This window comes from Rhodococcus sp. FH8, from assembly GCF_019266085.1.
GTDB classification, from domain to species: domain Bacteria; phylum Actinomycetota; class Actinomycetes; order Mycobacteriales; family Mycobacteriaceae; genus Rhodococcus_F; species Rhodococcus_F qingshengii.
The window spans coordinates 1,704,206-1,716,382 of sequence record NZ_LPNQ01000057.1; the positions used below are offsets into that span (position 1 = coordinate 1,704,206).

General features: G+C 60.7%; 12 protein-coding genes. 7 read left to right on the forward strand and 5 right to left on the reverse strand.

Annotated elements, in window-relative coordinates; genetic code table 11:
* Nucleotides 1-38: 38 nt before the first annotated feature.
* The 3 genes from ATN38_RS10890 to ATN38_RS10900 form a co-directional block, all read right to left on the reverse strand.
* Entirely contained in the window at nt 39-1,313 is a 1,275-nt protein-coding gene (locus ATN38_RS10890; RefSeq protein WP_042922905.1) for an RNA polymerase sigma factor, read from the reverse strand.
* A gap of 2 nt (nt 1,314-1,315) precedes the next feature.
* Nucleotides 1,316-1,744, reverse strand: coding sequence for a YciI family protein (locus ATN38_RS10895; protein WP_007735729.1), 429 nt, complete (start codon nt 1,742-1,744; stop codon nt 1,316-1,318).
* A 161-nt stretch (nt 1,745-1,905) separates the two neighbouring features.
* The gene (locus ATN38_RS10900; protein WP_064113563.1) at nt 1,906-2,499 is read right to left on the reverse strand and encodes a hypothetical protein; all 594 of its coding nucleotides are present in this window, start codon (nt 2,497-2,499) and stop codon (nt 1,906-1,908) included.
* 93 nt (nt 2,500-2,592) lie between these two features.
* Between ATN38_RS10900 and ATN38_RS10905 the strand changes: the two genes are divergently transcribed.
* Nucleotides 2,593-3,564, forward strand: a complete 972-nt coding sequence (locus ATN38_RS10905) for an alpha/beta hydrolase (protein WP_007735725.1) — start codon at nt 2,593-2,595, stop codon at nt 3,562-3,564.
* 9 nt (nt 3,565-3,573) lie between these two features.
* Nucleotides 3,574-4,653, forward strand: coding sequence for a helix-turn-helix domain-containing protein (locus tag ATN38_RS10910; protein WP_231915871.1), 1,080 nt, complete (start codon nt 3,574-3,576; stop codon nt 4,651-4,653).
* A gap of 22 nt (nt 4,654-4,675) precedes the next feature.
* On the opposite strand, the gene ATN38_RS10915 is transcribed toward ATN38_RS10910, so the two are convergent.
* Nucleotides 4,676-5,575: a LysR family transcriptional regulator gene (locus tag ATN38_RS10915; protein ID WP_054188300.1), complete on the reverse strand. Its 900-nt coding sequence runs from the start codon at nt 5,573-5,575 to the stop codon at nt 4,676-4,678.
* Between the two features lie 140 nt (nt 5,576-5,715).
* Here ATN38_RS10915 and ATN38_RS10920 point away from each other — a divergent pair, with 140 nt between their 5' ends.
* From ATN38_RS10920 to ATN38_RS10940, 5 genes are all read left to right on the forward strand, one after another.
* A complete protein-coding gene (locus ATN38_RS10920) occupies nt 5,716-7,122 on the forward strand; it encodes an FAD-binding oxidoreductase (protein ID WP_064113561.1) in 1,407 nt (468 codons plus the stop codon).
* Between the two features lie 14 nt (nt 7,123-7,136).
* Nucleotides 7,137-7,778, forward strand: coding sequence for a histidine phosphatase family protein (locus tag ATN38_RS10925; protein ID WP_064113560.1), 642 nt, complete (start codon nt 7,137-7,139; stop codon nt 7,776-7,778).
* Nucleotides 7,778-8,962, forward strand: coding sequence for a winged helix DNA-binding domain-containing protein (locus ATN38_RS10930; protein WP_064113559.1), 1,185 nt, complete (start codon nt 7,778-7,780; stop codon nt 8,960-8,962). Before ATN38_RS10925 ends, ATN38_RS10930 begins: the two co-directional genes overlap by 1 nt.
* Nucleotides 8,963-9,095: 133 nt before the next feature.
* Nucleotides 9,096-10,571, forward strand: a complete 1,476-nt coding sequence (locus ATN38_RS10935; protein WP_218747977.1) for an aldehyde dehydrogenase — start codon at nt 9,096-9,098, stop codon at nt 10,569-10,571.
* Nucleotides 10,568-11,305: an SDR family oxidoreductase gene (locus ATN38_RS10940; protein WP_050654964.1), complete on the forward strand. Its 738-nt coding sequence runs from the start codon at nt 10,568-10,570 to the stop codon at nt 11,303-11,305. Before ATN38_RS10935 ends, ATN38_RS10940 begins: the two co-directional genes overlap by 4 nt.
* A gap of 82 nt (nt 11,306-11,387) precedes the next feature.
* On the opposite strand, the gene ATN38_RS10945 is transcribed toward ATN38_RS10940, so the two are convergent.
* The gene (locus tag ATN38_RS10945) at nt 11,388-12,029 is read right to left on the reverse strand and encodes a TetR/AcrR family transcriptional regulator (protein ID WP_058038428.1); all 642 of its coding nucleotides are present in this window, start codon (nt 12,027-12,029) and stop codon (nt 11,388-11,390) included.
* Nucleotides 12,030-12,177: the final 148 nt, after the last annotated feature.

A 12,177-nucleotide genomic window follows, 5' to 3' on the forward strand; every position in this document is an offset into this window, starting at 1 on the left:
TCGCGTGACTAACAATCGCGTGACTAACAATCGCGTGACTACCGATCCGGCAGCAGCGCATCGGCTTTCGCGACCAGCACAGCGCGCTCACGCTCGTTCCCGGCCAGCCGAGCCGCTTCGAGGAGTTCGGTTCTAGCCTCCTCGGATCGGCCGAGCTGACTGAGCAACTCCCCCCGAACGCTGGGAAGCAGGTGGTAGTCGGCCAGTTCACCTGAAGCGACAAGCTTGTCGACGAATTCGAGCGCAGGGCCAGGACCGTATGCCATGGATACCGCCGCCGCATGATTGAGGTCGACCACGGGCGATGGCGCCAGTTGCGCCAGAGCCTCGTAGAGGATCACTATCTTCTTCCAATCGGTGTCTTCGAAAGTTGCTGCTCGCGCATGACATTCGGCAATCGCCGCCTGCAGGCCGTACGGGCCTCGTCCACGCCCGACGGCGTCAGCTCGTTCCAGCGCGGCAAGCCCACGTGAGATCTGTAGGCGATCCCACCTCGTCCGATCCTGGTCAGCCAGCAGGATGGGTTCACCGGTCGAGGTTGTCCGAGCGCCGAATCTCGAGGCTGTCAGCTCCATCAAAGCGACAAGGCCGTGTACCTCGGACTCCCTGGGGACCAATTCGGCGAGTATTCGCGCGAGCCGCAGAGCCTCAGCACTGAGCTCCGCCCGCATCCACTCGTCCCCGGAACTGGCTGCATAGCCTTCGTTGAACACCAGGTACAGCACTCCGAGGACCGCGCTCAATCTGCTCGAAAACTCTTCTCGCCCTGGAACTTCGAAAACCGCTTTCGAGGCGGTCAGCGCCTTCTTCGCGCGGACTATCCGCTGCTGCACCGTCGCCGTCGGCGTGAGGAACGCTTTCGCAATCTCTTCCGTGGTCAAACCGCCCACCACCCGAAGCGTCAACGCCACCTGCGCTTTTCGATTCAACACGGGATGGCAGGCGATGAACATCAGGCGAAGGACATCGTCGTCGATGCGGTCCGGATCCCAGCTGACGTCGTCGAAATGTGAAGCGTCGTTCTCGAGTTCACGCGCAAAGTGGGCGTAGCGCTCGTCCAACCTCTCACGTCGTCGCCACCCGTCGATCGCTCGTCGTGTCGCCACAGATGTCAGCCAGGCAGCGGGGTTTCTCGGAACCCCCGTCGCGGGCCACTGCTCGACGGCTTCGAGCAGAGCCTGCGCGGCCAGATCTTCGGCGAGATCAAGATCTCCGACGGTGCGAGTCAACGTGGCGACAATCTTCGCGGATTCGATACGCCAGACCGCGTCGACAGCCTTTCTCGTTTCTTCTCGCACCGCCTCGTCGGTCATGGTCAGCCTGCGACCGGACGATCGGTACCGAGCTCTTCACGCCAGCCGGCCTCTTTCTGGATGTACTCGTTGTCCTGATCGAAGTCTGACATCTCGCTCACGCGGCGTACCTCGAGCTTGCTTCCCGGCCCGAGCGGGCAGCGCTTCGCCCATTCCAAGGCTTCGTCTTTGGTCGACGTCTGAATGATCCAGAATCCCGAGAACAACTCCTTCGTCTCCCCGTACGGGCCGTCGGAGACCAGCGGAGGATCGGACTCGAAATCGACGATGAATCCCTCCTCCATCGCCAGTCCCTCACCGGCCAGCAAGACACCTGCCTTGATCAGGGACTCGTTGTACTGCCCCATCGCCGCGATGATCTCGTCGAAGTCCATGTCCTTGGATGCTTCGATAGCCTCATCGGTGGAACGCATGATCAGCATGTACTTCATGAGAATCTCCTTCGTTCGTGGACCGCTCTGTTCGGTCCCTCTGCTTACACGTCGAACGGCGCACTCACCGATCGACAAACTTCCGAAACAATTTTTCCGAGGACATAACCGCCGGTCGCGATACGCTGCCCACGGTATCGGCGGACGGGCCGTCGGGCCGGTCAGAAGTCGAGAAATCCCGGCACAACTTCGCGAACGAGCCCGGTCGCGTCAGAGCTCCCGTAGAAATACACCGACCCGTAACCGAATAGGTACTCCTCTACGAAATCGGGGTGGGACTCGGCAACCACCGGCCACCCCTCTTCGTTGATCTGGAACAGGAAGCTGTGTCCATCTGCCTCGACGGCATCGGCGTAGGACGGTTCGTTCTGAATGAGCACCGGTTGCGGAGCTATCAACACCAACGGCATCACCTCGTCGTCCGATGGAATCCTGATCAACGCCGCGCTGCCAAGGCCCGCATGGCTGCCCGCCGATTCCGCACTTCGTGACGACGAGGGGTGCAGGACTGCCCTAACCCCGATGTCCGGGTATTCGAGGTCGTCGTCGCCGATGGAGAAACCTCGACGGATGAAGACCGAAAGCTCTCGCGCGCCGAGCCACGGCGCCGTGTGTGCCTCGAGCGTCAGAAGGTACTCGTGCGACCGCAGAATCGCCTGACCAGCGAAAACTTGCGGAGGTCGTCCACCAATCCGTGCCCCACTTTTCGAATCGCTCGAACCCACCCCGAGATGTACCCTGTCCACCGGCGTCATCCTAGGGAGATCCGACGGGTGTCGGAGGGAGACTCTCCGATTTCCTACAATCCGCTGGTGACGTAGGCCACATTCAGGCTCGATGATGGGTGCATGACAACATTCCCGACTCTCGACCCCGAACTCGCCGCGGCACTCACCATGCTCCCGAAGGTGGACTTCGCTGACCTCCCCAACGCACGGGCCACCTACGACGCTCTGGTCGGCACCATGTTGGCCGACCTGTCATTCGACGGAGTCTCGCTTCGTGAACTGTCGGCACCCGGCCTGGACGGCGATCCGGAGGTCACGATTCGTTTCTTCACCCCGGACAACACTGCCGGCCCTGTCCCCGTTCTGCTCTGGATCCATGGCGGCGGATTCGCAATCGGCACCGCAGAATCCAGCGATCCATTTTGCGTCGAGGTGGCGCGGGAACTCGGATTCGCCGTTGCGAACGTGGAGTACCGCCTCGCCCCCGAAACCCCCTTCCCCGGCCCCGTCGACGACTGCTACGCCGCACTCCTCTACATCCACGCCCATGCCGAGGAGCTGGGGGTCGATCCACGCCGCATCGCAGTGGGAGGGCAGAGCGCAGGCGGTGGACTGGCCGCAGGCACTGTCCTCAAAGCCCGTGACGAGGGCGTTGTGCCCGTGGCCTTCCAATTCCTCGAAATCCCTGAACTCGACGACCGTCTGGCGACGGTCTCGATGACGAACTTCGTCGACACCCCCTTGTGGCACCGCCCTAACGCCATCCTGTCGTGGAAGTACTATCTCGGCGAGTCGTATTCCGGTCCCGAAGATCCTGACGTGTCCATTTACGCTGCGCCGTCCCGGGCTACCGACCTCACCGGTCTGCCGCCGACCTACCTGTCCACCATGGAACTCGACCCGCTCCGCGACGAAGGAATCGAATACGCCCTTCGGCTGCTGCAAGCGGGAGTCAGCGTCGAATTGCACTCCTTCCCCGGAACCTTTCACGGGTCGGCACTGGTCGCGACCGCCGCGGTCAGCGAAAGAGGTGCCGCCGAAGCCCTCACTGCGCTCAGGAGAGGGTTGCGTTCGCTCTCGCCGGTCTCGTAGCGTTGCGAGATGCAAGGACTGATGTACCGGCTTGCCGAGCTCGATGCAGACTCGGCAGGCCTGGTACGTGTCATCGATTACTTCGACGCCCTCGTGCGGCACGGCTCCGACACCGCGTCTTTGCTTCGTGCGAGCGCGCAGTTGGCGGACTGCATCGTGGGTATCGAGATCGTCGAGCGCGGCAGAAGCAAGAAGAATTTGCGCCGTTGCGATCCGCGCGGCCGCTGGTCACCCGATCCTCAGCTCCCACCGAGCATGACCAGAAACATTGCCGTAGACGACGAGGTTCTCGGAACGGTATGGATCGAACGACCCGGGGCCAGCTTGCCACTCGACGAAATGCTCGTCGACCGGATGGCCCTGACCGCAGCGATAATTCTGCAACCGCGACGCCTGCCTACCGAAGCCGAGCACACTCGAAATCTGTTGTTCCCGATGGATGAACTCGCGGTGCTCACCTCCTGCGCCGGTCTCGGTATCGAACCCCATACCCCAGTCCGTGTAATGGCAACCAAGGCAGTCTCAGGCACGGCCGAAGGTGCTGCACACCTTGTCATTTCGCCAGATTACAAACCTGGCAAAGCCACTGGGATAGACGCTGACGGCGAGTATCTGAATCTCGTGACGGGTTCGTTCGCGGCGACACCCGAGCTGTCCGAGGCCGCGCTGTCGTCATTCATTCGCGCCGGAATATCTTTGACTGCTCCCGCTTCCGAAGTGAGCACAATACTGAGCACTGCACGATTCGCTCGTACACAGGCGTCGGCAACAACACCGATCGTGAACGCCGACGATCTCGGCGCCCTCAACCTCTTGGCGCCGGGACCACACATCGATCACTCGCGAATACCGGATCTGGTTCGTGCCGAAGAGATCGGCGATACCAAACAGGGGTTAGAACTACTCGAAACCTTGAGGTCATACCTGCAGTCCGGAACCTTGAGGGCCGCAGCAGATTCCATGCATCTTCACCACAGCAGCGTCGCGCACCGATTGGCGAAACTGTCCCAGCACGTCGGATTCCACGTCGATTCCATCGAGAACCGAGCACGCGCAACGGCCATGATGCTGGTCCTCGATGGCGGATAGGACCCACCGCGCATCACAGGCACTACGCAGTGGTTGACGATCTTTCGCGTTGAGCGAGCGCAACAAACGGCGCAAGCGCCGGATTCGGATTATCCGGGCGGTAGGTCACTGCCACGTCGAGAGTTGGTTGCTCACCGGCGATCTCACATAGATGGACACCCGGGATGCGGAGCATCCGCGCTCTGCCCTGGGGGATCGGCGCAATACCCACCCCGTCCGAGACGGCATGCAGCACCTGCTCGTCGTCGGCCTCGAATCGAACGATGCTGGGCGCCCCGTTTGGCCAAAGTTGTTCGAGCGTACGCAAATACATCCCCGGGGCGTTGGCCTCCGGCCAGAACACAACGGGGACGTCCACCAGATCTCCGAGTTCGAGCGTCGCTCGATCTCCGAACGGATGATCCACGGGAACAGCGACCAGGATAGGTTCGGTGTCGAGGACGATCAGGGGAAGTTCTCGATCGTCTTCATCGAGCGGCGGGCGAACAACCGCGATGTCGACGGCTCCGGTTCGGACGAGGTCGACAGTCTGCGCCGAAGTGCCACGATGAACGACAACTTCGACGCCCGGGTAGAGCCTTCGATAGGTGCTGACCAGATCCGCGACTGCGCCGCCCGCCCACGAACGGGTGTACGCGATGCGCAGTTCTCCGTCCACACCGCGCGCGGCCAACCGAATTCGTTCGACAGCCCGGTCCGCACACCCGATCAAAAAGCGCGCCTCTCGTACCGCCACCTTGCCGGCTTCCGTGAAGGTGAACTGCGGACCCCGACGATCCACCAGCGGCACTCCGAGTTCGCGCTCGAGAACCTTGATCTGCTGACTGAGGGCCGATTGCGCGACGTGGACGTTCGCAGCGGCTCGAGTGAAGCTCCCATGATCCGACAGAGCGATCAGATAACGGGCACGCTGCAGGTTCATACGGCGATTATAAGAAAAACAGATGGTGGTGTCACTACTTGGTCTTGGACACGGCATCACCTGAGGTCGGAGGATCGAGTTCACGTTGATCCACCGTCTGTCTCCCGAAAATTGTCACCCGAACGATCACAAGGTTGCACATGAACCCCCGAACACTCACTGAACCTACAACAGACGCGAGGCTTCTCGACGCCCTCGCGGAGATCGTCGGCCACACGCATGTCCTTACCGATTCCGAACTGATCGAGGGCTACACACGTGACTGGACGGGACGTTGGATCGGCGACGCGATCGCGGTCATCCGCCCCGGCAACACTTCCGAAGTGTCTGCGGTTCTTCGAGCATGCTTCGACGCGGGGGTTCCCGTCACACCGCAAGGCGGCAACACCGGACTGGTCGGTGGTGGGATCGCCTCGGCTGGGTCCGTGGTGCTGAGTACCAGACGTCTGGAGACGATCGAAGCCGTCGACCCCATCGGTCGGACAATCGCGGCCGGCGCCGGCGTGACCGTTGCTCGCGCCGACCTGGCCGCATCTGCACACGGTCTCCGCTTCGGAATCGATTTGGCATCAAAGGAATCCGCAACACTCGGCGGCATCGTCGCAACCAACGCCGGTGGGACGCGCATGGTCCGATACGGAAATACACGCGCACAGATACTCGGTATCGAAGCCGTGCTCGCGGACGGTTCGGTGCTGAGTAGATGGACTCCACTCGTCAAAGACAATGTCGGATACGATATTCCAGGACTTCTCGCCGGCAGCGAGGGAACGCTCGCAGTTATCACCAAGGTCCTGATGAAGCTGGTCACCCCGGCGACCGACACCCAGGTCGTGCTCGCGGGTGTACGCGAAGTCGATCAAGCGCTTCATTTGTGTAATCGCGTGCGTCAGAGCGGATTGACCGTCGAAGCCGCCGAGATCATGACCGACGACGGCATCTCCCTCGTCTGCGCACACACCGATGCCCGTCGCCCGTTCGGCACCCCTTCACCGATGTACACACTCATCGAGGTGTCATCACCGCGCGAAACGGAAGAGTCGCTCCTCGAAGTACTCTCCGACTCTGCCGACCTCATCGAGGACGCGACGGTCGAGCCTGGGCCGGCTCGAAAACTGTGGACTCTGCGGGAAAGCCATACCGAAAGCATCAGCGCGTCGTCGACGACGCCGGTAGTCAAGCTCGACATCTCCGTCCCCTTGTCCGTGATGGGAATGTTCATCGACAACCTCCGAGAAAGCCTGGCACAACGATTCCCCCTCGTGCGGCCAATCCTGTTCGGGCACTTCGCCGACGGAAACATTCATGTGAACCTTCTGGATGCCGAGCCGAGGGTCGCACACGAACTGACCGATATGGTGTTCCGACTCGTCGCCGCCCACCATGGAAGCATCAGCGCCGAGCACGGGATAGGCCGCGCGAAGTCGCCGTGGATATCGCTGGGGCGCACTGAAACCGACATCGCCGCAATGCAGCTGATCAAATCCTCCTGGGATCCCCGTGGAATCCTCAACCCTGGAATACTGTTGCCGGAAAAAGTCGGGTAAGCAAAAGGGGTCTCGTGCAGGAACTTTACGTCGTCACTCATCCTCATGCCGAACACACAGCGCAGGACGTAGTCGGCGGTTGGCACAATTCGGTTCTCACCCCCGCTGGTCGGCGCGATGCAGGTTTGATCGCCGAAGCACTGAAACGACGACGCACCGGAACTTCGCGCGCGGTCCGCATCACCTCGTCCGACCTCGAACGGTGCACCGAGACATCCACGATCATCGCCCGGACACTCGATGCTCCGGCGACAACAGACACTCGATTGCGCGAAATCAGCTTCGGAGAAGCCGAAGGACGCCCGAACTCGTGGCTGGCCCAGCGGCAGGTCCCGGCCCCTGACAACAACCGCCTCGATCACCGTGGCCCCGTTGCCGGTGCCGAGACCCGCCGCGACATCGCATCAAGGGTTCACGAGTGCATGTGCGAACTGATGGACGATCTCGATCACGATCACATCGTCGTAACCCACGGCTTTGCACACACATTCGTCGTCTCCGCCTGGCTACAGATTCCCGTCGACGCCGCAGGATTTGCGACCTTCGCGACCACCCCGGGTGCAATCACACATCTCCGACACGACGACTACTGGCGCAACCGAACCCTCGTGCAACTAGCTGATACGACGCACCTGGACTGTGGCACGATGGCCTGATGCGCCATGTCTCCGACGACGAACGCCGTGCTCGCATAGGAGTACGTCATGCGCTGGAGCCAATGTTTCACGTCGATTCGCCGGAAGCTGCCACGCGGGCGATGACGGTACTGCACGCCACCGAGTCAGCGACGGTCTATCTGTCTTGCTGGGCGAGGGTTCGGTCCGTGGACGCCGCCGACGTCGACCGCGCCCTGTACGACCAACGCAGTCTCGTGAAGCAATTGGCAATGCGCCGCACACTCTTCACCTTTCCCCGCGACTTGCTGCCGGCCGCGTGGTCGAGTGCGTCCGCCCGCGTCGCGAACACCGAGCGGGCACGAATGGCCAAGGATGTCGTCAAGGCCGGACTCGCCGTCGACGGCAACGACTGGCTCGATCGCGCACGGACGGAAGTGCTGAAGTTGCTCACCGATAGGCCTGAAGGGCTTTCAGCGGTAGAGATTCGTCAGGCCGTGCCGATGACAGACGTCAAGGTCGAGGGTTCGGCAGGTGAAATCTGGTCGGCACCCAGGGTTCTCACGCATCTCGGGGCAACCGCAGACATCATGCGCGGCACCAACACCGCCCGCTTCCCCGTCTCACGCCCACTGTGGACTCTCACTCGACACTGGCTCGACGACGCCCCCGTCGATCTCGAATCTGCAGACGGCTATCGAGAAATAGTCCGCCGTTGGCTCTACACCTTCGGACCGGGCACGGAAGACGACATCGTCTGGTGGCTGGGCTCGACGAAGACGGTCGTCCGGGCCGCCCTCGCCGAACTCGACGCCGTTGCAGTCTCACTCGACGGAGGCGACACCGGCTGGCTGCTACCGGATGACGTCGCCACGGTGTCTGATCCAGGTCCTTGGGTCGCACTCCTACCGGTGCTCGACCCGACAATCATGGGGTGGAAGAACCGTGACTTCTACCTCGGCCCGCACCGCAACCAACTCTTCGACACCCGCGGTAATGCCGGCACCACCGCTTGGGTCGACGGTCGCGTCGTTGGGTGCTGGATCCAAGACGAAACCGGTGTGGTGCACGTTCGATTGCTCGAGACCGTGTCAGCGTCTGCGCGACGTTCTCTCGATGCCGAGGCGGCGCGCCTCACTGAGTGGCTGGGCGGCGTCAGAATCGGCACGGGGTACGTCTCACGGGCTATGAAGCAGGCGGCTGAAATTGCTGAAGCCACGCCTTGACGATGTGACCAGAACACTGTTCTAGCTGTTCTTTCTGCTAACGCCATCCATGCGCGGCAAGGCAACCATCGACAAGTGTACGAAACGTACAGTACACTTCGAACTTCACCGATTGACCGATCTAGGAGGATCCATGGAAGGTCAAGCAGTTCGTGAATACGGTGCGTACATCGATGGAACGTTCCGAGCCATCGGCACATCCACCTTCGAGGCGCGTGACGCCGCTTCCGGCGCTCTGCTCGCCACACTGTCCCGATGCGGGGCAGAAGAAATCAATGATGCGGTCGAAGCCGCCGGACGGGCATTTCCGGCGTGGGCAGGCCTGACGACCGAAGAACGGTCCGCACAAATCTTGCAGTTTGCCGCACTGGTGGAGGAACGAACTGAAGAGCTTGCCCAACTCGAGTGCATGGACACCGGGCGACACATCAGGGAGATGCGAGAAGACTATCGGGCCGCAGTGTCGCACCTACGATACTTTGCGTCAGTTTCGTTGGCGCACCACGGTTTCGGCCGCGAATTGGCCTCGGGGTATCTGGTTGCGAAACGGGTACCCTTGGGCGTGTGCGGACAGATCATTCCCTGGAACGATCCCGTTGTGATGACGGCATTCAAGATTGCTCCCGCTCTCGCTGCCGGAAACACCGTCGTACTCAAACCTGATGAAAATGCCTGTGTTTCAGTCATGGAACTGGCGAGGATCGCCGCCGAAGTGTTCCCGAAAGGCGTTCTCAATGTTGTACCCGGCCTCGGCGAAGAGGCCGGCGCAGCCCTGATTGGTCATCCGAAAGTCAGCAAACTCGCTTTCACCGGAAGCACCGTAGTCGGCCGACTCGTGGCACACGCCGCAGCCTCACGGCTGATCTCGACCACTCTCGAACTCGGCGGCAAGAGTCCCAGCATCGTGTTTCCTGATATCGAGGACATCGATGGAGTGGTCGCCGATGCCACCGCGGGTGTCCTCATGTGCAACGGCCAATCCTGCCTGGCCGGAACACGTCTCTTCATCCACGAGGATATCTATGACGCCTTCGTGGAAAAACTCGTCGCAGGATTCCGATCATTGCGAGTCGGGCCACCACTCGAGGAGGACACCGAACTGAGTGGATTGATCCACAAGGAACATGCCGATCGTGTGATCTCGATGATCAATTCCGGAATCGAAGAAGGCGCACAAGTACTTACCGGCGGCAACCGAACAGTAGTGCCGGGATTCGAAGCCGGAAACTTCGTCGAACCGACAATTCTGGAGGTCACGAACTCGATGCGAATTGCGCAGGACGAAATCTTCGGGCCTGTTTTGTGCGTCCTCAAGTGGAACAATTACGAGCAAGTGATCACAGAAGCCAACGACACTCCATACGGACTCGCTGCTGGGATCTATACCTCGAACCTGAAGAACGCCATGGAAACCGCGGACCGTCTCGATGCGGGCTGCGTCTGGATCAATCAGTACTTCAATCTGGGAGGCGGCGTCCCCTTCGGCGGATTCAAGGAAAGCGGTCTCGGGCGAGAGTTCTGCCTCGAGACGCTCAACGAATACACCCAACTCAAATCCATCACTGTCGCCACGTCGACGCCCACGACAAACCAAGGAAACACACATTGAATATCTCGGGAAATACCATCTTCATTGCCGGCGGAACCTCCGGTATCGGACTCGCACTTGCAGTGGGCCTGCAGAACGAGGGGAACAAAGTAATCATCGGTGGGCGGCGATCCGCTCTGCTGCAAGAGATCTCGGACAAGTACTCGGGCATCGGCACGGTCGTCATCGATGTGGACGACCCGAAATCCATTCGAACGGCGTATGAATCCGTAACGGAGGACTTTCCCGATCTGAACGTCCTTGTGACGATGTCGGGAATCATGTACCCGGAGGACCTGAAGAACCCGGACTTCCTCGACGTCGCCGAACGAACGATCACGACGAACCTACTCGGGACTATTCGACTGGTCGGCCAGTTCATTCCGCATCTGTTGACGAAGCCGACCGCCACCATCGCCACTGTGTCATCCGCCGTCGGCTTCGTCCCACTTCCCATCACGCCCACGTACAACGCCACGAAAGCTGCCGTTCATCTCTTCACCGAGAGCATGCGCGTTCAACTCGCCGATACTTCGATCCAGTGCATCGAACTCATCCCACCGGGCGTCCGCACCACACTGATGAACCAGGAGAACTCTGAATCGGCTCTACCCCTTGATGATTACATCGAAGAAACCATTGCTCTACTGAAAGCTGACGACAACGCCACAGAGATTGTGGTCGAAGCGGCCAAGCCACTTCGTCATGCCGAGATCAACGGTGAGTACCAGAACGTGCTGAAAATGCTCAGCTGACAGTGCCGAGTTGACACACATCGCGCAACGCTGGAGAGGGCAGTACCCTCTCCAGCACAAAGGATTTCAGCGAATATTCCCTTTAGACACCGTTCCGGAGTCCACGAACCGCATGATCGATGATCGAGCGCACCGTGTTGTCGTCGATACTCGCGTGCCCCACCAACATCCGGTAGATCAAGGGACCGAAGAAGAGATCGATCGCTTCCTCGATCTCGATGTCGTCGCGGAAGTATCCGGACTCAACACATCGTCGAATCAGTTCGGCGAAGCCGCGACGACGTTCGTCGAGGAAGAAGGTACGGAAGTATGCAGCCGTCGTCGGGTCGTTGGCACACGCGCCGACAAGTTCGGCAAAGATCGACCCGAGTGGACCTCGGTAGAACCTTCCGATGTCCTCGAGGTAATCGTTCAAATCGTCTTGCGCACTGTCGGTCTCCGGAAACGTCAAGTGCCGGGCCATGAGCACACCGAACGCTTCAGCGGCGATCGCCTGCCGCGACGGCCAGTGCCGATACAGCGTGACTTTGCTGACGCCCGATTGCTCGGAGATCGCATCGATGGTCGCCGCCTTCATTCCCCCGGATTTCAGAAGCGCTTCCGCTGACCGAAGGGCCTTCTCGTGGGCCGCCTCGCTACGTGCACCGCTCGGAGGAGTGAGCAGTCCAGCCTGGGCGCCGGCCGAGTCTCGAAACACGCCGTCATCGGGAGCGCGCTTACCCATGTCCACTCCTTCGTCCTTCAAGACCGTGCAGCACAGAACATTTCCCGGAATCGGACGACCCGGAACAGCCCAAGGCAGCAGTTCGTCGCGACAGCTACTAGTCGTATCGTACACATGGCATCCTGAGCAGAATTAGCAAGGCCACTTC